This is a genomic window from Klebsiella sp. GN_Kp190 (assembly GCF_040061795.1).
GTDB classification, from domain to species: Bacteria; Pseudomonadota; Gammaproteobacteria; order Enterobacterales; family Enterobacteriaceae; genus Klebsiella; species Klebsiella michiganensis.
Map to the genome: position 1 here is coordinate 35313 of NZ_JBEAFN010000068.1, position 19586 is coordinate 54898.

At 54.0% G+C, this 19586-nt stretch carries 16 protein-coding genes; 12 read left to right on the plus strand and 4 right to left on the minus strand.

Annotated features, from left to right (window positions below; genetic code table 11):
- Positions 1-9: 9 nt before the first annotated feature.
- The 7 genes from ABLU67_RS25050 to ABLU67_RS25080 all read left to right on the plus strand — a co-directional run bounded on the left by ABLU67_RS25050 (position 10) and on the right by ABLU67_RS25080 (position 7343).
- Positions 10-1404: a PTS transporter subunit IIC gene (locus tag ABLU67_RS25050; RefSeq protein ID WP_224266275.1), complete on the plus strand. Its 1395-nt coding sequence runs from the start codon at positions 10-12 to the stop codon at positions 1402-1404.
- Between the two features lie 79 nt (positions 1405-1483).
- Complete coding sequence (locus ABLU67_RS25055) at positions 1484-2995, plus strand: FGGY family carbohydrate kinase (protein WP_224266274.1); 1512 nt, start codon at positions 1484-1486, stop codon at positions 2993-2995.
- The gene (locus ABLU67_RS25060; protein ID WP_224266273.1) at positions 2995-4029 is read left to right on the plus strand and encodes a zinc-dependent dehydrogenase; all 1035 of its coding nucleotides are present in this window, start codon (positions 2995-2997) and stop codon (positions 4027-4029) included. The genes ABLU67_RS25055 and ABLU67_RS25060 overlap by 1 nt, the downstream gene beginning before the upstream one ends.
- Positions 4030-4218: 189 nt before the next feature.
- Positions 4219-4956: a GntR family transcriptional regulator gene (locus ABLU67_RS25065; RefSeq protein WP_134898769.1), complete on the plus strand. Its 738-nt coding sequence runs from the start codon at positions 4219-4221 to the stop codon at positions 4954-4956.
- An 11-nt stretch (positions 4957-4967) separates the two neighbouring features.
- Positions 4968-5828, plus strand: coding sequence for a class II aldolase (locus tag ABLU67_RS25070; RefSeq protein WP_134898767.1), 861 nt, complete (start codon positions 4968-4970; stop codon positions 5826-5828).
- Between the two features lie 23 nt (positions 5829-5851).
- A complete protein-coding gene (locus ABLU67_RS25075) occupies positions 5852-6121 on the plus strand; it encodes an HPr family phosphocarrier protein (protein WP_134898765.1) in 270 nt (89 codons plus the stop codon).
- 157 nt (positions 6122-6278) lie between these two features.
- Positions 6279-7343, plus strand: a complete 1065-nt coding sequence (locus tag ABLU67_RS25080) for a galactitol-1-phosphate 5-dehydrogenase (RefSeq protein ID WP_224266271.1) — start codon at positions 6279-6281, stop codon at positions 7341-7343.
- A 67-nt stretch (positions 7344-7410) separates the two neighbouring features.
- On the opposite strand, the gene gorA is transcribed toward ABLU67_RS25080, so the two are convergent.
- Both gorA and ABLU67_RS25090 read right to left on the minus strand, forming a co-directional pair.
- The gene (gene gorA / locus ABLU67_RS25085; protein WP_116280830.1) at positions 7411-8763 is read right to left on the minus strand and encodes a glutathione-disulfide reductase; all 1353 of its coding nucleotides are present in this window, start codon (positions 8761-8763) and stop codon (positions 7411-7413) included.
- 71 nt (positions 8764-8834) lie between these two features.
- The gene (locus tag ABLU67_RS25090) at positions 8835-9677 is read right to left on the minus strand and encodes a 23S rRNA (adenine(2030)-N(6))-methyltransferase RlmJ (protein WP_348852576.1); all 843 of its coding nucleotides are present in this window, start codon (positions 9675-9677) and stop codon (positions 8835-8837) included.
- A gap of 309 nt (positions 9678-9986) precedes the next feature.
- On the opposite strand from ABLU67_RS25090, the gene ABLU67_RS25095 reads away from it, so the two are divergent.
- A complete protein-coding gene (locus ABLU67_RS25095) occupies positions 9987-11258 on the plus strand; it encodes a phosphatase PAP2 family protein (protein WP_348852577.1) in 1272 nt (423 codons plus the stop codon).
- 111 nt (positions 11259-11369) lie between these two features.
- On the opposite strand, the gene envZ is transcribed toward ABLU67_RS25095, so the two are convergent.
- The gene (gene envZ / locus ABLU67_RS25100; protein WP_014227153.1) at positions 11370-12731 is read right to left on the minus strand and encodes a two-component system sensor histidine kinase EnvZ; all 1362 of its coding nucleotides are present in this window, start codon (positions 12729-12731) and stop codon (positions 11370-11372) included.
- Entirely contained in the window at positions 12728-13447 is a 720-nt protein-coding gene (gene ompR / locus ABLU67_RS25105; protein WP_001157751.1) for a two-component system response regulator OmpR, read from the minus strand. The genes envZ and ompR overlap by 4 nt, the downstream gene beginning before the upstream one ends.
- A 237-nt stretch (positions 13448-13684) precedes the next feature.
- Between ompR and greB the strand changes: the two genes are divergently transcribed.
- The 4 genes from greB (at position 13685) to feoB (ending at position 19581) form a co-directional block, all read left to right on the plus strand.
- Complete coding sequence (gene greB, locus ABLU67_RS25110) at positions 13685-14164, plus strand: transcription elongation factor GreB (protein ID WP_004106676.1); 480 nt, start codon at positions 13685-13687, stop codon at positions 14162-14164.
- 101 nt (positions 14165-14265) lie between these two features.
- Positions 14266-16596, plus strand: a complete 2331-nt coding sequence (locus ABLU67_RS25115; RefSeq protein ID WP_064378243.1) for a Tex family protein — start codon at positions 14266-14268, stop codon at positions 16594-16596.
- Between the two features lie 411 nt (positions 16597-17007).
- A complete protein-coding gene (gene feoA / locus ABLU67_RS25120; RefSeq protein ID WP_004126281.1) occupies positions 17008-17235 on the plus strand; it encodes a ferrous iron transporter A in 228 nt (75 codons plus the stop codon).
- 27 nt (positions 17236-17262) lie between these two features.
- Positions 17263-19581 (plus strand): Fe(2+) transporter permease subunit FeoB, encoded by a 2319-nt coding sequence (gene feoB / locus ABLU67_RS25125; RefSeq protein WP_032694240.1) that lies wholly within the window; start codon positions 17263-17265, stop codon positions 19579-19581.
- The last annotated feature ends 5 nt before the right edge of the window (positions 19582-19586 follow it).

The following is a 19586-nucleotide window of genomic DNA, read 5'->3' on the forward strand; positions in this document are numbered from 1 at the left end:
GTGAGCGTGATGGATAAAGTATTTTCCGCAGTCCAGTTTATTCTGGGGCTGGGGCCAACGATCATGCTGCCGATAATTATTTTTATTATGGCAATGTGTCTGCAGACGGGGTTTAGCCGGGCATTACGCTCTGCTCTGACCATCGGTATGGGATTTATCGGTATCTTTCTGGTGTTTGGCCTGCTGGTGGATACGCTTGGGCCAGCGGCAAAAGAGATGGTCAATCACACCGGGATTGATTTGCCGGTTGTCGACCTGGGCTGGACGCCGCTCGCGGCAATTGCGTGGGCTTCGCAGGTTGCACCGTTTGTGGTACCGATGACCATCGGCATTAACGTCCTGATGCTAACGCTGAACTGGACGAAGACGGTTGATATTGATGTCTGGAACTTCTGGCATTTTTCGATGGTTGGCGCCATGGTTTACGGGGTTACCGGGAACTTCTTCTTTGGCTTGCTCGTCGCTGGCGTTACCGCTGCTATCACTTTTATTATGGCAGACTGGTGTGCTCCGATGATTCAGAAGTATTTTAATCTGCCGGGAATTTCATTGCCCACGTTGTCCGCAGTGATTTTCTTTCCGATTGGCGTTCTGGGGAACATGGTGCTCGATAAGGTCCCGGGACTTAATAAGCTGAATGCGGATCCGGATCAAATCCAGAAACGGTTTGGGGTTTTTGGTGAACCCATGATGCTGGGCGTTATTCTGGGAGCCGGTATTGGTCTTCTGGCGGAATATGACCTGAAAGGCGTGTTGAACCTTGCCATGAGTCTTGGGGCGGTGATGTTGATTATGCCGCGGATGGTAAAACTGCTCATGGAAGGACTACTGCCGCTATCGGATGCTGTGCGTAATTTCCTGCGGAAGCGTTACCCGGATCGTCACGACCTGTATATCGGCCTGGATATTGCGGTTGCGGTAGGCCATCCATCAGTCCTTTCGACGGCCTTACTGTTAATTCCGGTTGGTATTCTGCTGGCGGTGATTCTCCCGGGTAACAGACTGTTGCCATTAGGTGACCTGGCTAACATTTGGGTACCTATTTCGATGGTTGTGCTGGCCTGTCGTGGGAATATCGTTAGGGCATTTATTATTGGTATCCCATGTCTGGCGGTGAACTTGTACGTCGCTTCCGCAGCCGCACCCATTTTGACAAAGATTGCCAGAGATATGAACTTTCCAATTAAAACGGATGGCGAGATCTCGAGTCTGCTTGACGGCGGTAATCCCTATCGTTTTTGGGCAGTAAAAATCTTTGACGGTAATGGCATTGCATTGGCGCTTATTCCGATCATATTGCTGCTTTGCCTGTGGCTATATCGCGTAACGAAGAAACAGCTGCTGGCGGAAGAAGCGGCAGAAAATAGTGAAACTTCGGCGAGCGACATTCCAGTAGTTAAATAATCCCGTCTATTCTGAAGCAGAATATTTCTGCTTCAGAATAAAACAAACAGATGTCCCTTACAGCTATAAGGGGAGAGTGATGTATACGATCGGAATCGATATTGGTACGACCAATTGTAAGGTGTGTTTGTTTCAGGTTCCTGTACTTGAACTCGTGGACCAATATAGTTTCAGAACACCCAAAATTATTGATGGGGATAACACGGATTTTGACGTTCGCCTGATATGGGAGGGCGTTGTTCACGGTCTTAAAACGATAACAAAGAAACTGTCTACGGGACAACATATCAGTGCTGTTGGGATAGCCAGCGTCGGCGAAGCTGGCGTGCTTCTCGATGAAAAGGATAACATTATTGGGCCTTCTTTGACCTGGTATGATACGCGACCAAAACCTCAGCTCGAAAATATTATATCGGTGCTGGATATAGAAAGTATTTATCAGATAACGGGCATCCCGGCGCATTCAAATTACAGCGTTAATAAAATTAAATGGCTTCACGATAATATCAAAAATGCCAAAGAAGGGCGCAAGTGGCTTTGTCTGGCAGAGTATATTGCATTTAAGTTATCGGGAGAGAAACGCTCTGAATACTCTCTTGCCTCGCGGACAATGGCGTTGAATATTGCCCAGATGGCCTGGGATAAGAGAGTGCTGGAAGTCGCTGAACTTTCACCGTCACTTTTTAGCCCATTAGTATACGCAGGAACGCCTATCGGTGGCGTGACTTCTGATGTCTGCCTTCTGACCGGGCTATCGACCGATACTCAGGTCTCCATTGCCGGGCACGATCATATGTGCGGTTCTGTAGCGGTAGGGTTGAATAACGAAAACCAGATCCTGAACTCTACGGGCACCACTGAAGGTTTATTGGTGGTGACCGAGGCCGTCAATAATAGTAAAGATTTCTTCCGTGCTCGCGTTTCGAACGGCGTGCATGTGCTGCCAGGGCTGCACTCTCTGTACGCCTCATTACCTTCTGCGGGATATGCCATTGAATGGTTCAGAAATTTGTTTGAGCTGGATATGCCCGCCTTTCTGAGGATGGTTGATACGCTCAGTAATGAGAAAAATTTAGCTGCTGCCGGGAAGATGGATGGCATTTTTATTCCACATCTGCGCGGGAGTGGCCCCCCGGACCGTAATACCTGGTCCCGAGCGCTGATCTACGGCCTGGACGATAAATCGCGGCCTGAAGATGTCCTGCGTTTTGTTTTCCAGGGACTGTGTTTTGAACTTAAGAATTTGCTCGATTTGTATGAAACCCTGACCGGGAAACATTATCCGATCGTCAACGTTATCGGCGCAGCCTGCAAAAACCCGTACTGGCTGCAGCTTAAAGCGAACATTCTGAATCGTGAAATCATCGCCTGTAATGTTGATGAAGCGGTGGGGAAAGGGGCGGCGATGTTAGCGGCAAAAGCCGTTGGCGTTGATATCGATAGCCGTTCCGTTACGGCAGCGGAGCCGCTGACGCGTTATCTGCCAGAGCGCGATGCGGTGGCGCATTATCAGCAAATTTTTACTCAGGTGTATAAACCGCTTTATGAATCCAAGATGCGAACTGAACATCTTTGTTATGGAGTTAATTAATGAAAGCCAGCGTTTATTACAGTAAAAATGATATTCGTTATGAAGATGTCGATGTGCCGGAAATCGGCGATGGCGATATGCTCATTAAAATGCACGCTTGCGGCCTCTGCGGGACCGATATTCATAAGGCGCAGCATCAGACCGTGACCGGACCGATTATCCTGGGTCACGAAGTATCAGGAGAGGTCGTGAAGGTGGGGAAAGAGGTAACCCGCTATCGCCCAGGCGAACGAGTCGTCACGGCAATTCATGTTCCCTGCTTTAACTGCCACTATTGTGACAGAGGTTTTTTCACGCTGTGTGATCGATTCAAGAAAACCAATCTTGAGCCCGGCGGATTTAGCGAGTTTATCCGTATCCCGCGACTGCACGTTGAACATCTTACGCATCGAATTATCGACGGTCTTGACTGGGAGCGGGCGGCGATGATTGAACCTGTGGCCTGCTGCCTGCATGGGCTGAAATCAGCCAATATTCACGCTAAAGATACCGTTCTGGTTCTGGGGTCCGGCACGATTGGTCTGGTGAGCGCTCAGCTCGCCGCTTTAAAAGGCGCATCGACCGTCATCGTATCCGATCTCTCGCGCTTCAAACGTGAACTGGCGTTAAAGGTCGGCGTGACCCATGCGATTGATCCCGCCAATGAAAATCTTGAAATGCGGGTGGCGGAAATTACGCATGATAAGGGGCCTGATGTGGTGATCATTGCGGCTGGCGTATCATCGCTGGTTTCTCAGGCGGTGAATATTGTTCGTCGCGGCGGCAGGATCGTAGTGTTCTCTCCGTTTGATAAAAACCCGGTGGTGGAGATTGACGCCAGCCGCTTGTTCCGCGACGAAATATCTATCGTCGGCACCTATTCACTGACGCCTTATGAAATGAAAGAAGCTATTGAAATCGTAGAGAAAGATAAAATTAACACCAGAGATATGATTACTCATACCTGGCCGCTTTCTCGTATTGGTGAAGCTATTGAATTTGCGGCAAATCCTGAAAATGACGTGCTTAAAGTGATTATTAAAGCTGATAAGTAACGAGCCAGAGGCGTCAGGCGCAGAATGCGTGGGGACCGTTTCTGTCGGGTATAACGCCAGGTCGTCAGAAGCGCTGAAGGTTGGGCTGAAACTGTGAAGTTGATCATAGAGTTAGATTTTTAAAAAACTCTGTATTATCGTAACTTGTTCATACTTGTATACAGATGATCTACACAGGAGAAGCACAGCATGAGCAGCGTACTTAAGGATTCAGAAATTCCGTTGTATATGCAGGTATCGGAATGGATTCGTGAAAATATCTATAAGGGTGAATTAGGCAAAGGTGACCGAATTCCCTCTGAAAACCAGATTATGGATATTCTGCATGTCAGCCGGGGCACGGTAAAGAAAGCCGTCACCATGCTAGTGAATGAGGGGCTGCTGGTTCAGGTGCAGGGGAAGGGAACCTTCGTTAAAAAAGAGAATATTTCATATGCTCTGGGCGAAGGATTGTTATCGTTTGCTGAATCACTTGCCAGCCAGCATTTATCTTTCACCACCGAGGTTATTGATTCACACATTGAGAATGCGTCTAAAAGCGTGGCTGAAAAGCTAAGAATTGAGCCGGGCGCTCCCATTCTTTATCTCAAGCGTGTACGAAGCGTGGAAGGGGAAAGAGTCATGTTGATTGAAAACAGGATCAATATTGCGCTTTGCCCCGGCATTACCGAGATTGATTTTAATAAACAAAATCTTTTTCCTACGGTGGAGGCGCTCTCCGGGCAAAAGATAGTCTATTCAGAGAGTCGGTACGCTGCCAAAATTGTCGGTAGCGAACGTGGACATTATCTGGAGGTTAATGAAGATGCTCCAGTTCTACATCTGGAACAGCTGGTATTTCTTGAAAACAAAATGCCATTTGATTTAGGTAACGTCTGGTTAAAATCAGATAAATATTATTTAGGTACTATTCTGCAACGAAGATAGAGGATAATGCTATGCCATTAGTTAACGGTAAAATTTTGTTGGACCGTATCCGTGAAAAACGTGTCCTTGCCGGTGCATTTAATACGACAAACCTGGAAACAACGATCTCCATTCTTAATGCAATTGAGCGTTCTGGGTTACCGAATTTTATTCAGATTGCACCGACGAATGCGCAGCTATCAGGCTACGACTATATTTATGAAATCGTTAAACGTCATGCTGATAAGATGGATGTTCCAGTCAGTTTGCATCTTGATCACGGCAAAACCTTTGACGACGTTAAGCAAGCCGTGCGGGCAGGTTTTACCTCCGTTATGATTGATGGCGCAGCATTTTCCTTCGAAGAAAACATCGCTTTTACCGCTGCTGCCGTAGATTTCTGCAAATCTTACGGCGTCCCGGTTGAGGCCGAACTCGGCGCAATTCTTGGTAAAGAGGACGATCACGTCAGCGAAGCCGACTGTAAAACGGAGCCAGAAAAAGTTCGTACCTTTGTTGAGCAAACCGGCTGCGATATGCTGGCGATTTCTATTGGCAACGTACATGGTCTGGATGATATCCCACGTATTGATATTCCGTTATTACAAAAAATTGCTGAAGTTTCCCCGGTCCCTTTAGTGATTCACGGCGGCTCGGGGATTGATGCGGAGATCCTGCGCAGCTTTGTTAACTATAACGTTGTCAAAGTGAATATTGCCAGCGATCTGCGTAAAGCATTTATCACATCGGTGGGGAAAGCTTATGAACATAATAATAATGAAGCCAACCTTGCTCGAGTTATGGCCACAGCCAAGCAGGCGGTGGAAGATGATGTGTATTCTAAGATCCTGATGATGAATAAAGGTCATCATTTTTTACGTCAGGCATCCTGAAAATAATTGTAGCTGGAAGAATCATGATTAGACAAAGTGTCAGAGTAGTGAACAGTACCGGGTTACACGCCAGACCGGCAGCCTCTCTTGCCAAAATTGTGAAGAAGTATACCTCTTCATTAACCTTGGTAAACAATGGTAAAGAGGTTCAAATTAAAGGGATGATGAGCATTCTTGGCGCAGGAGTGAAAGGTAATACCATGGTTGACCTTATCTGCAATGGCGAGGATGAGCATGAATTAATGACGGAATTAAAAACAGCATTTGCTGCTGGTTTTGGTGAAAAGGATTAGTTTTAAAAGAGATTTTTTATTTTTGGGTGAGAATTGGTTTTCATATAAGAGAGCGACTAATTTGCTGTTTGCTCTTGGGTGTTTCATTGCCACTTCTCACCCAGATTTTATTTTTTCCTTTAATGCCAGTTCATTTTAGTTGCCCAGGAGTGATTATATGAAAGCGTTAAATCTTTATTCCATACAGGACGTAAGATATGAGGAAGTGGAAAAACCAGCCTTAGTTAACGATCGTGATGTCTTAATTAAGGTTAAGATTGCCGGTATCTGCGGCTCGGATATTTCACGGTTTGGAAAGCTGGGTTCCTATCACCCTGGGTTAACGTGGGGGCATGAATTCTCTGGCGTTATAGAGCAAGCGGGGTCTGCCGTGACCGACCTGAAAAAGGGCGATCGGGTGACGGCATGTAACTGCTTCCCCTGTTTTGAGTGTTGTTATTGCCAGCAGGGATATTACGCGCGGTGTACCGATCTTAAAGTGCTAGGTGGCCATAAAAATGGCGCTTTTGCCGAGTATATTCTTGTGCCTGCGCGCAACGTTCTGAAGCTACCTGACGCCATGGATTTCGCCACAGCAAGCTTTATTGAGCCTTCCAGCGTGGTGGTTCATGGGCTACGGCAGGTTGATATCAAAGCCGGCAGCCGGGTGGCCGTAGTGGGTTGCGGAACGATCGGTCTTTTAGCCGTGCAGTGGGCAAAAATATGCGGGGCTGGGGACGTTTTTGCTTTTGATACTGATGAGCAGAAGCTTGCTATTGCTAAGCGTACGGGGGCCAGCCATGTATTTTCGGTACTCGATGAAGGCTATCTTACCCGTTTTCAGACGCTGACCGAAAATCTCGGTGTGGATATAGTTATCGAGTCTTCCGGAAACGCGGGCGGTATTGCCAGCGCGCTGCTTCTTGCGGCAAAAGGCGGTGCCATCGTCCTGATGGGCATTCCTTATGGTGATGTCAGTTTGCCGAGACTTAACTTCGAGAAAATTGTGCGTAATGAGCTGAGAGTGCTTGGTTCATGGAACTCAATATCAGCCCCATTTCCAGGACAGGAGTGGACAACCTCGATACGCTATCTGAGCTCTGGAGCGATTGATATAAAGCCATTAATCAGTCGGCAAATTGCTCTTAAGGACGCTCCTGCCGTTTTCCCGGATTTATATAACCGGCAGAACTTTTTTGTGAAGGTACTGATCGATATAGGAAGTGGTAGAGACAACGAGTGAGGGTGCGAAATTCTACGGGCTGGAATGATTAAGGAAAAAACCCCGTGCCAGCACGGGGTTCCGCGTCTTACCGCATCGTCACAAACTCTTCCGCGGCGGTTGGGTGGATCGCCACGGTATTGTCGAAGTCTTTCTTGGTTGCGCCCATCTTCAGCGCCACCGCGAAGCCCTGCAGCATCTCGTCCATTCCGAAGCCGATACCGTGAATACCGACAATCTTCTCTTCCGGGCCGACGCAGACCAGCTTCATGCGGCACGGCTGGCGGTGTGAGGTCACGGCGGTATACATGGCGGTGAAAGAGGATTTATACACTTTCACCGCTTCATCGCCGTACTGCTCGCGCGCCTGCGGCTCGGTTAAGCCGACGGTGCCGATAGGCGGATGGCTGAACACCACGGTCGGGATATTGCTGTAGTCCAGATGTTCGTCCGGCTTGTTGTTAAACAGGCGCTCGGAGAGACGACGGCCTGCGGCAACGGCGACCGGGGTCAGCTCGACGGCGCCGGTATTATCGCCGACGGCGTAAATACCCCGAACGTTGGTATTCTGGAATTTATCGACGACGATATAGCCTTTATCGTTGGTTTCCACTCCGGTCGCGGCGAGGTTGAAGTTATCGGTTGCCGGTTCGCGACCGATCGCCCAAATCAGGCAGTCCACGGTCTGGCTGCGGCCATCTTCCAGTTCCAGGGTCAGGCTGCCGTCGGCGTTCTTCACAACCGCTTTCGGAATGGCATGGGTATGCAGCTGCGGGCCTTCGGCGTTCATCACCTCAACCAGCGTTTCCACGATCAGCGGATCGAAGCTACGCAGCGGCGCGTGTTTACGCACGAACAGGTGCGTCTCCGCGCCCAGGCCGTTAATCACGCCCGCCAGCTCAACGGAGATATAGCCCGCGCCGACAACCGCAACGCGTTTCGGCAGCGCCGGCAGTTCGAAGAAACCATCGGAATCAATGCCGTATTCGACGCCGGGGATATTCGGATGGCTCGGGCGGCCGCCGGTGGCGATCAGAATATGATCGGCGGTTATCGTCTCGCCGTTAACTTCGATGGTTTTCGCATCGACAAAACGGGCGAAGCCTTTAATCACATCGACCTTATTTTTGCCCAGCACGTTATCGTAGGAGGTGTGGATACGATCGATATAGGCGCTACGGCTGGCGACCAGTTTGTCCCAGTCGAAGTGATTGATAGTGGTATCAAAACCGTAATCCGGGCCATACAGATGGATGGCTTCACGGATCTGCGCCGCATGCCACATGACTTTTTTCGGCACGCAGCCGACGTTCACGCAGGTACCGCCCAGGTCTTTGGCTTCAATCAGCGCGCACTTCTGGCCGTACATAGCGGCACGGTTAATGGAGGCGATACCGCCGCTGCCGCCGCCAATGGCGATATAGTCATAATGCTTGCTCATGAGTCTTATCCTTAATGTCTGATTGGCGCGATTGTATACCTGAAATCAATAGTTTCCACCGATGACTGCGATTACTCAGGCACGATCCAGCTGACGGTGGTATGGCCGATGCCGGTCGGCACCAGCTTTTTATGCAGCCACGGCAGAACGTTGTTCATCTGCTGCTCCAGCTTCCACGGCGGGTTGATGACGATCATCCCGGAGGCGGTCATCCCGCGCTGGTCGCTATCCGGACGCACCGCCAGCTCGATTTGCAGAATTTTGCGAATGCCGGTGGCCTCTAACTCTTTGATCATGCGCTTAATCTGCGCCCGTAGCACCACCGGATACCACAGCGCGTAGGTGCCGGTAGCAAAGCGTTTGTAGCCTTCATGAATACCGGTCACGACCGCCTGGTAGTCGCTTTTGATTTCGTAAGGCGGGTCGATCAGCACCAGTCCACGACGAGAAACCGGCGGCAGCTTCGACTTCAGCTGCTGATAGCCATCGGTTTTTTCAACCCGGGCGCGGTCGTCTTTCTGAAACTCGGCGCGCAGCAGCGGAAAATCGCTGGGATGCAGTTCGGTCATCTGCAGGCTGTCCTGCTCACGCAGCAGCTGGCGGGCAATCAACGGCGAGCCGGGGTAGTAGCGCAGCTGGCCGCTACGGTTGAAGTGCTGAACGACGGAGATATACGTCTCCAGCTCGGCGGGCAGGTCATCCTGCTGCCAGATGCGGGCGATGCCTTCGAGATATTCACCGGTACGCTCGGCGTGTTCGCTGCTCAGCTGATAGCGGCCTGCGCCGGCGTGGGTGTCCAGATAGAGAAACGGTTTTTCTTTCTCTTTGAGCGATTCAATGATCAGGCTCTGAACGGTGTGTTTAAGAACGTCGGCGTGGTTGCCTGCGTGAAAGCTATGACGATAACTGAGCATGGATACGGTGATTCCGGGATTGAGACAAGATGACCGATAGTTTACCGCAGATCGGCCTGGATTACCGCCGCGCTGTTTCCATTCCGCTTAAAGCGTTGCAAAACATAACCGTGTCATAAAAGCGTCAAACAGAAGGGCTAGCGTCACGTAAAGGCAAGGTAATGGTTTGAATTTACCCGTCATACTTCAAGCTGCTTATGTGTTGGCTACGTTCGCTCACCCCGGTCACATAGTTATCTATGCTCCCGGGGACTCACTCCCTTGCCGCCTTTAAGCAACTCGAATTATTTAGGGTATAAAAGGAAAATAATGAAACTGCACATCACGCTTCTCGCATCGGCGCTCATGCTGGCGCTGCCGGCGCTGGCGAAAGAGGTTCCTTTGAATCAGGCGGCGGCAATCGCCAACGGCGTGACGCCAGCCGCCGCCAGTCCGGGGTTTGACGCGCTGGAGAGCCAAAGCCTGTCGCAGCTGCGCAACGCGCTGAAGGGCGATGCGGCAACCCTGACTCGCGACCAGCTTGAACACGCCAGACAGAATAAAACACAGGCGGATACTGCGTGGCTGAAGGCCAGCGGTTATGACTTCCAGACAAAAGCCAACCAGCAGGCGGGAATCGAGCTGCTCTCAGCGTTCAGCGCGCTGCCGAAGGCGGTCATACAGCAAAACCTGGCGACCGTCACCGCCATTAACCGCGATGCCGCACAGAGCGCTCGCCACCAGGCGCTGGCGGATGCCGAAGGCATCAGCTATCTCTATTTCCTCAGCGATGCGCTGGGGCCGCGCCTCGGCAAAGCGTTCCTCGCCGCCTACGACAAAGGCGAGCTTGGTAAGGCGGCGGCGCTGATCAAAGCTTCGGAAGTGAGTACCGGGGCGGCGAAAAAGCACTTCAATAACCCGCGCCCGTTCCTGATTCAGGGCAATACCATCCATCTGGTGCCGGACGATGTGGTGGTTAAGGACAATAAGCCCTATACCGCCGACGGCGGCTCGTTTCCGAGCGGGCACACCAACACCGGCTATACCGACGCTCTGCTGATGGCGGAGATGATCCCGGAGCGCTTCGACGCGCTGGTGACGCGCGGCGCCCGCTATGGCTATTCGCGCATCGTGCTGGGCGTGCACTATCCGCTGGACGTGATGGGTTCGCGGATGGTGGCGCAGCGCAATGTCGCCCACTACCTGAATGACGCGAAGTATCGCGGGATGTTTAATGAGGCCCGCGACCAGCTGCGTACCGCGCTGGAGAAAGAGTGCGGCACGACGCTGGCGGAGTGCGCGAAAGTGCCTGCGAAAGACGATCCGTATCGCGACCCGGCGATGGTCGCGTTTTATCGCTTTACCATGACCTACGATCTGCCGCAGCAGAAGGGCGAAAAACAGAGCCTGAAGGTGCCGCAAGGGGCTGAAGTGCTGCTGGAGGCTGCGCTGCCGAATCTGTCCGCCGCGCAGCGTCGGGCGCTGATGATCAAAACGGCGTTGCCCGCAGGGTATCCGCTATCCGGTGATAACGACGCGCAGCAGTTCTGGCAGCGGCTGAATTTGCCAGCGGCGTATGCGATGGCGAATAAAGCGCATTAAACCTGGTGCAGTCCGGAGGCGGTGCTGGCGCACCTCTCCTGGATACAAGGGCAATGCGGCGGCGTACAGCGTGGCGCCGCCGGGTGTTTTAATGCGGGCGTACCGGCAGAATTAGATCTCTTTGGCGGGCTTTATCGCGGGCAGGGCGCGCTGCATCGGCACCGGCAGCCAGGCGCGAATTAATAATCCGCCGCGTTCGCTGGAGCCAAGTTCCAGCTTACCGTTATGGTTATCGATAATGCGCTGAACGATAGCCAGGCCGAGGCCGGTCCCGCTAATCGTACGGGCGCTATCGCCGCGCACGAACGGCTGGAACAAATGCTCACGCTGCTCCGGTTTAATTCCCGGACCGTCATCTTCCACCTGGAACCAGGCCCGGTTCCCCTCGCTGCCGCTGCTGACTTTAATCCAGCCGTTGCCGTAGCGGGCGGCGTTGACCACCATATTCGCCAGCGCGCGCTTGATGGAGAGCGGATGCACGCGCAGCGGGATCTCGCCCGGCTGCAGGTCAGTGGCGATTTCTCGCTCGTAGCCGCTCTCCGCCGCAATCACTTCCCCCAGCACCGCGTTAAGATCCGTCAGCTCCATCGGCATCTCCTGGCCGGTGCGCAGGTAGTCGATAAACTGCTCGATAATGGCGTTACACTCTTCAATATCTTTATTAATCGACTCGGCGAGGTAGCCGTCCTCTTCGCCCATCATCTCCGTCGCCAGGCGGATACGCGTAAGGGGAGTGCGTAAATCATGGCTCACCCCGGCCATCAGCAGCGTGCGGTCATCCGCCAGCTGCTTCACGCCAGCCGCCATGTGGTTAAAGGCGCGGGTCACCGATCGCACTTCCGATGCGCCATATTCGCGCAGCGGCGGGGGAATAATCCCTCGCCCGACCTGAAGCGCCGCGTGCTCCAGGTCGACCAGCGGTCGGTTCTGAATACGAATAAAGAGCCAGGCGCCGCCAATCGCCAGCAGCATGATGGCCAGGGTGTAGCGGAACAGCGGCGAGAAGTCGCCCTGGTGGATTTCGGTCAGCGGTACGCGCACCCAGATATTGGGAGAAAGCCAGGTTTTCAGCCACACCACGGGGGAACTTTTGTTTACCTCGACCCGCACTTCGGTTGGCCCGCCGAGCTGGTGCGCCATCTGCTGACTTAAGAATTCATAATGCTGCGCCCAGCGCAGGCCTGCGTCTTCCGCCGCTTCGTTGGAATAGAGCGAAATGCCCAGCTCGCGGTAAATCTCGCGGCGAAACGCCGGCGGCACCACCAGCTGAGTGCCGTCTTCCAGCTGGAGTTTATCGGTCATCAGCATACGCACTTCGTAGGCCAGAACCTTATTAAACTGCTGGAGACTGGGCAGGATCGCGAAATTCAGCACCACTAAATATGTCGTCACCAGGCTGGCGAACAGCAGGGTGACGATCAGTAACAGGGTGCGGGCAAACGAGCTTCGCGGCGAAAAGCGCACGCGTTTCATGCCTTAGAGCCGTCCGGGACGAAAACGTAGCCCAGGCCCCAAACGGTCTGGATATAGCGCGGATGCGCCGGATCTTCTTCCACCATGCGGCGCAGGCGGGAGATTTGTACGTCGATGGAGCGCTCCATGGCCGAATATTCACGGCCGCGAGCGAGGTTCATCAGCTTATCGCGGGATAATGGTTCGCGCGGATGGCTCACCAGCGCTTTCAGTACCGCGAATTCACCGCTGGTCAGCGGCATAGGCTCATCTTCGCGGAACATCTCGCGGGTGCCGAGGTTCAGCTTGAACTTACCAAAGGCGATAACCGCTTCTTCCTGCGAAGGCGCGCCCGGCAGTTCGTTAGCCTGACGGCGCAGTACGGCGCGGATACGGGCCAGCAGCTCGCGCGGGTTGAACGGTTTTGGGATGTAGTCGTCGGCGCCGATTTCCAGGCCCACGATACGGTCAACTTCTTCCCCTTTCGCCGTGACCATAATGATCGGCATCGGGTTGCTCTGGCTGCGCAGGCGGCGGCAAATGGACAGGCCATCTTCGCCCGGCAGCATCAGATCCAGCACCATCAGGTGGAAGGATTCACGGGTCAGCAGGCGATCCATCTGTTCAGCGTTCGCCACGCTACGAACCTGGAAGCCCTGCTCGGTCAGATAACGTTCGAGTAGCGCACGCAGGCGCATGTCGTCATCGACAACCAGAATCTTATAATTCTCTTGCATTGTTTATACTCCCAAAGGTTCACTGCAATTGTCAGTACGTATTCTCAAAAAAGCCCGGGTCGCCCACCAGCGAAATCTGGTATATATTCCAGGCTAAATTGTTACAAAGCATATTTAACAGCAGCTTAAGTATACATTTAAGCATAAGACACATTATTTATCCTGTTGGTATGATGACGTGCGACGAATTGTGCGCAGCATTGCACAAAGATCTGTAATCAGGAGCCGGAACCTTCGATGAAAACGCCGCTGATCACCCGTGAAGGGTATGAAAAACTGAAGAAAGAGATGGATACCCTGTGGCGCGAAGAACGTCCGGAAGTCACCAAAAAGGTGACCTGGGCGGCGAGCCTCGGCGACCGCAGTGAAAACGCCGATTACCAATACAATAAAAAGCGCCTGCGTGAAATCGACCGCCGGGTGCGCTACCTGACCAAGTGCCTTGAGCAGCTGAAAATCGTCGATTATTCGCCGCAGCAGGAGGGTAAGGTCTTTTTCGGCGCGTGGGTGGAGATTGAAAACGATGCGGGCGAGACGAAGCGCTTCCGGATTGTCGGCTACGATGAAATCTTTGGCCGCAACGACTACATCTCCATTGATTCGCCAATGGCGCGCGCGCTGCTGAAAAAAGAGGTCGGTGATTTAGCTATCGTGAACACCCCCGCGGGCGAGGCGGCCTGGTACGTGAACGAAATTGAATACGTCAAAGCCAAATAGGTCCGGAACATTCCGAGAGGCTTTGGTCGCGGCTGGCATTTTAGCGTGCCAGTCCGTATAACTATCCCCCTGATTTTTGATCCTAAAGATGAATTAAACCGATGATGAATGATTCGCTCTGCCGCATTATTGCGGGTGAACTTCAGGCCAGGGCTGAACAGGTAGAAGCTGCCGTTCGCCTGCTTGATGAAGGGAATACCGTGCCGTTTATCGCACGCTATCGTAAAGAAGTCACCGGCGGTCTGGATGACACGCAGCTGCGTAATCTGGAAACCCGCCTGGGCTATCTGCGTGAACTTGAAGACCGTCGTCAGGCGATCCTGAAGTCCATCGGCGAGCAGGGCAAGCTGACCGAGGCGCTGGAAAAAGCCATCAACGGGACGTTGAGTAAAACCGAGCTCGAAGATCTCTATCTGCCGTACAAGCCGAAGCGGCGCACGCGCGGGCAGATCGCCATTGAGGCCGGGCTGGAACCGCTGGCCGATCTGCTGTGGAACGAACCCTCTCACGACCCGGAAACCGAAGCCGCTAAATATATCGACGCCGACAACGGCGTAGCGGACACAAAAGCCGCTCTCGACGGCGCGCGCTATATCCTGATGGAGCGCTTTGCTGAAGACGCGGGCCTGCTGGCGAAAGTGCGCGACTATCTGTGGAAAAACGCCCACCTGGTGGCGACCGTCGTCAGCGGTAAGGAAGAGGAAGGGGCGAAATTCCGCGACTACTTCGATCACCATGAACCGATCTCCACCGTCCCGTCGCACCGCGCGCTGGCGATGTTCCGCGGCCGCAACGAAGGCGTGCTGCAGCTCTCTTTAAACGCCGACCCGCAGTTCGACGAGCCGCCGAAAGAGAGCCACGGCGAGCAAATCATTATCGACCATCTCGGCCTGCGCCTGAACAACGCCCCAGCGGACGGCTGGCGTAAGGGCGTGGTGAGCTGGACGTGGCGTATCAAGGTGCTGATGCACCTCGAAACCGAGCTGATGGGGACCGTGCGCGAACGCGCGGAAGACGAAGCCATTAACGTCTTTGCCCGCAACCTGCACGACCTGCTGATGGCCGCGCCGGCCGGGCTGCGCGCCACCATGGGCCTCGATCCGGGCCTGCGCACCGGCGTCAAAGTCGCCGTCGTTGACGGTACCGGCAAGCTGGTGGCTACCGATACCATTTACCCGCATACCGGCCAGGCCGCAAAAGCGGCGGTGGCGGTTGCCGCGCTGTGTGAAAAGTACAACGTTGAGCTGGTGGCGATCGGCAACGGTACCGCCTCGCGTGAAACCGAGCGCTTCTTCCTCGACGTGCAGAAGCAGTTCCCGAAAGTGACCGCGCAGAAGGTCATCGTCAGCGAAGCGGGCGCGTCCGTGTACTCCGCCTCCGAGCTGGCGGCGCTGGAGTTCCCGGATCTCGACGTTTCCCTGCGCGGCGCGGTCTCTATCGCCCGTCGTCTCCAGGACCCGCTGGCCGAACTGGTGAAAATCGATCCGAAATCCATTGGCGTCGGCCAGTATCAGCACGATGTCAGCCAGACCCAGCTGGCGCGTAAGCTGGACGCGGTGGTGGAAGACTGCGTAAACGCCGTCGGCGTCGATCTGAATACCGCTTCCGTCCCGCTGCTTACCCGCGTCGCCGGTCTGACCCGCATGATGGCGCAGAATATCGTCTCCTGGCGCGATGAGAACGGCCAGTTCCAGAATCGCCAGCAGCTGCTGAAGGTCAGCCGTCTGGGGCCGAAGGCCTTTGAACAGTGCGCGGGCTTCCTGCGTATCAACCACGGCGACAACCCGCTGGACGCCTCAACCGTGCACCCGGAAGCGTATCCGGTGGTGGAGCGCATTCTGGCGGCGACTCAGCAGGCGCTGAAAGATTTAATGGGCAACAGCAGTGAACTGCGTCATCTGAAAGCCGCTGATTTCACCGATGAGAAATTCGGCGTGCCGACGGTGACCGACATCATCAAAGAGCTGGAGAAGCCGGGCCGCGACCCGCGCCCTGAGTTTAAAACCGCCCAGTTCGCCGATGGCGTAGAGACGATGAACGACCTGCTGCCGGGGATGATCCTCGAAGGCGCGGTGACCAACGTCACCAACTTCGGCGCGTTCGTTGATATCGGCGTTCATCAGGACGGCCTGGTGCATATCTCTTCCCTGTCGAATAAGTTCGTTGAAGACCCGCACACGGTGGTCAAAGCGGGCGATATCGTGAAGGTGAAAGTGATGGAAGTCGACCTGCCGCGTAAGCGCATCGCGCTGACGATGCGTCTGGACGAACAGCCTGGCGACAGCAACGCGCGCCGCGGCGGCGGAAGCGATCGTCCTCAGGGCAACCGCCCGGCGGCGAAGGCCGCTAAACCTCGCGGTCGCGAGGCGCAGCCTGCGGGTAACAGCGCGATGATGGATGCGCTGGCGGCGGCAATGGGTAAAAAACGTTAATTCTTTCCGGCCCCTTTTGCTAAGGGGCCGCATTTCTTCCGGCATTCGCCATATTGTGCAAACAAGCATCAGTATTTTCTTATAACGTCGTAATAAGCGCGAATTACGGACGGCGATATTATTATTTTCATTTCGTTAACTATCGAAACTTTAATTAAACATTTAGTCATTAAGAATAATCATCACCTCCGCGACGGCGAGAAAAAAGAGTTTGCTCAATATCAACAAAAGCTCAATTTTCTCTTTAAAAAGCGAAACGGCCGCATTATATGTATTGATGATAAAAACTATTCTCATTATCATTATTTGCATTGAGTATTTTTTCTTCTTCGTTAGCTACGGTCCCTGGCGCCGCGTCTCCGGCGCATACGGAAAACTCTCTTTTCAGTTGGCGATAAACAAGTAGGTCCTATGCAATTTACACCTGATAGTGCGTGGAAAATCACCGGTTTCTCCCGCGATATTAGTCCGGCGTATCGGCAGAAGCTGCTGTCCCTCGGGATGCTGCCGGGTTCTTCTTTCAATGTGGTTCGCGTGGCGCCGCTCGGCGACCCTATTCATATTGAAACCCGACGCGTTAGCCTGGTATTACGTAAAAAGGATCTTGCGTTAATTGAGCTGGAAGCGGTTGCACAATAATGCCTGACCGGCACTAAGAGTATGAATATGAAAAAATTAACCCTTGGCTTAATTGGTAATCCTAATTCCGGTAAAACCACGCTGTTCAATCAGCTCACCGGCGCGCGCCAGCGCGTCGGTAACTGGGCGGGAGTGACCGTTGAACGCAAAGAGGGTGGTTTCAACACCACCGATCATCAGGTCACGCTGGTAGACCTTCCGGGCACGTATTCCCTGACCACCATCTCCTCGCAAACCTCGCTGGATGAGCAGATTGCCTGCCACTATATTCTCAGCGGCGACGCCGACATGCTGATTAACGTGGTCGATGCGTCCAATCTGGAACGTAACCTCTATCTGACGCTGCAGCTGCTGGAGCTTGGCATCCCCTGCGTGGTCGCGCTGAATATGCTCGATATCGCGGAAAAACAGAAGATCCGCATCGATGTCGACGCGCTGGCCGCGCGTCTCGGGTGCCCGGTGATCCCGCTGGTTTCCACCCGCGGGCGCGGTATCGAGGCCTTAAAAATGGCGATCGATCGCCATCAGCAGAACCAGGCTATCGAACTGGTGCACTATCCGCAGCCGCTGCTGCGGGAGGCGGACAAGCTGGCGCAGGCCATGGCCGCGGATATTCCGCAGCGCCAGCGTCGCTGGCTGGGTTTACAGATGCTTGAAGGCGATATTTACAGCCGCGCCTACGCCGGTGACGCTGCCCACAAGCTGGACGTGTCCCTGGCGCACCTGAGCGAAGAGATGGATGACCCCGCGCTGCATATCGCCGATGCCCGTTACCAAAGCATTGCCGCCATTTGCGATGCGGTCAGTAACACCCTTACCGCCGAGCCCAGCCGCTTTACCGCGGCGATGGATAAAGTGATCCTCAACCGCTTCCTCGGCCTGCCGGTCTTCCTGTTCGTTATGTACCTGATGTTCTTGCTGGCGATTAATATCGGCGGCGCGCTGCAGCCCATTTTTGATGCCGGTTCCGTGGCTATCTTTATCCACGGTATTCAGTGGGTTGGCTATACCCTGCATTTCCCGGACTGGCTGACGGTGTTCCTCGCCCAGGGGATTGGCGGCGGTATCAATACCGTACTGCCGCTGGTACCGCAGATCGGCATGATGTACCTGTTCCTCTCTTTCCTTGAAGACTCTGGCTATATGGCGCGGGCGGCGTTTGTGATGGACCGCCTGATGCAGGCGCTGGGGCTACCGGGGAAATCCTTCGTGCCGTTAATCGTCGGTTTTGGTTGCAACGTTCCGTCGGTGATGGGCGCGCGTACGCTTGATGCGCCGCGCGAACGTTTGATGACCATTATGATGGCACCGTTTATGTCCTGCGGCGCGCGGCTGGCGATTTTCGCCGTCTTCGCCGCCGCCTTTTTCGGCCAGAACGGCGCGCTGGCGGTCTTCTCGCTGTACGTACTGGGGATCGTGATGGCGATTGCGACCGGACTGATGCTGAAGCATACCATTATGCGCGGCGAAGCGTCGCCGTTCGTGATGGAGCTGCCGGTGTATCACGTTCCGCACGTGAAGAGTCTGATTATCCAGACCTGGCAGCGCCTGAAAGGCTTCGTCCTGCGCGCGGGTAAAGTGATCGTTATCGTCAGTATCTTCCTCAGCGCGCTGAACAGCTTCTCGCTGAGCGGTAAGATCGTCGATAACATCAACGACTCGGCGCTGGCGTCGGTCAGCCGGGTGATTACCCCGGTATTTAAACCGATTGGCGTACATGAGGATAACTGGCAGGCGACCGTCGGGCTGTTCACCGGCGCGATGGCCAAGGAAGTGGTGGTGGGGACGCTGAACACCCTCTACACCGCCGAAGATATCCAGAACGAAGCGTTTAATCCGCAGACGTTTAGCCTCGGCGACGAGCTGCTGGCCGCGGTAGATGAGACCTGGCAGAGCCTGAAAGATACGTTCAGCCTGAGCGTGCTGGCCAACCCTATCGAAGCCAGTAAAGGCGACGGCGAAATGGCAACCGGCGCGATGGGCGTCATGGGCAGCAAATTCGGTAGCGCCGCTGCGGCGTACAGCTACCTGATTTTTGTCCTGCTCTATATTCCCTGCATCTCGGTAATGGGGGCGATTGCCCGCGAGTCGAGCCGCGGCTGGATGATGTTCTCCGTCCTGTGGGGGCTGAATATCGCTTACTCGCTCTCTACGCTGTACTACCAGACCGTCAGCTTTAGCCAGCATCCGCGCTATAGCCTGGTGTGCATTCTGGCGGTGGTGCTGTTCAATATCGTGATCTTTGGCCTGCTGCGCAGAGCGCGCAGCCGGGTGGACGTCTCGCTGCTGGCGACGCGCAAAACGCCGTCCACCTGCTGCCAGAGTCCGGCGGGCGATTGCCACTAAGGAGC

Excerpts from the sequence above, each read along its gene's own strand:
- feoA (WP_004126281.1), top strand. The coding sequence starts at position 17,008 with ATGCAATTTACACCTGATAGTGCGTGGAAAATCACCGGTTTCTCCCGC.
- feoB (WP_032694240.1), top strand. The coding sequence starts at position 17,263 with ATGAAAAAATTAACCCTTGGCTTAATTGGTAATCCTAATTCCGGTAAA.
- ABLU67_RS25080 (WP_224266271.1), top strand. The coding sequence starts at position 6,279 with ATGAAAGCGTTAAATCTTTATTCCATACAGGACGTAAGATATGAGGAA.
- ABLU67_RS25090 (WP_348852576.1), bottom strand. The coding sequence starts at position 9,677 with ATGCTCAGTTATCGTCATAGCTTTCACGCAGGCAACCACGCCGACGTT.
- greB (WP_004106676.1), top strand. The coding sequence starts at position 13,685 with ATGAAAACGCCGCTGATCACCCGTGAAGGGTATGAAAAACTGAAGAAA.
- gorA (WP_116280830.1), bottom strand. The coding sequence starts at position 8,763 with ATGAGCAAGCATTATGACTATATCGCCATTGGCGGCGGCAGCGGCGGT.
- ABLU67_RS25070 (WP_134898767.1), top strand. The coding sequence starts at position 4,968 with ATGCCATTAGTTAACGGTAAAATTTTGTTGGACCGTATCCGTGAAAAA.
- ABLU67_RS25065 (WP_134898769.1), top strand. The coding sequence starts at position 4,219 with ATGAGCAGCGTACTTAAGGATTCAGAAATTCCGTTGTATATGCAGGTA.
- ABLU67_RS25055 (WP_224266274.1), top strand. The coding sequence starts at position 1,484 with ATGTATACGATCGGAATCGATATTGGTACGACCAATTGTAAGGTGTGT.
- ABLU67_RS25075 (WP_134898765.1), top strand. The coding sequence starts at position 5,852 with ATGATTAGACAAAGTGTCAGAGTAGTGAACAGTACCGGGTTACACGCC.
- envZ (WP_014227153.1), bottom strand. The coding sequence starts at position 12,731 with ATGAAACGCGTGCGCTTTTCGCCGCGAAGCTCGTTTGCCCGCACCCTG.
- ompR (WP_001157751.1), bottom strand. The coding sequence starts at position 13,447 with ATGCAAGAGAATTATAAGATTCTGGTTGTCGATGACGACATGCGCCTG.
- ABLU67_RS25050 (WP_224266275.1), top strand. The coding sequence starts at position 10 with ATGGATAAAGTATTTTCCGCAGTCCAGTTTATTCTGGGGCTGGGGCCA.
- ABLU67_RS25060 (WP_224266273.1), top strand. The coding sequence starts at position 2,995 with ATGAAAGCCAGCGTTTATTACAGTAAAAATGATATTCGTTATGAAGAT.
- ABLU67_RS25115 (WP_064378243.1), top strand. The coding sequence starts at position 14,266 with ATGATGAATGATTCGCTCTGCCGCATTATTGCGGGTGAACTTCAGGCC.
- ABLU67_RS25095 (WP_348852577.1), top strand. The coding sequence starts at position 9,987 with ATGAAACTGCACATCACGCTTCTCGCATCGGCGCTCATGCTGGCGCTG.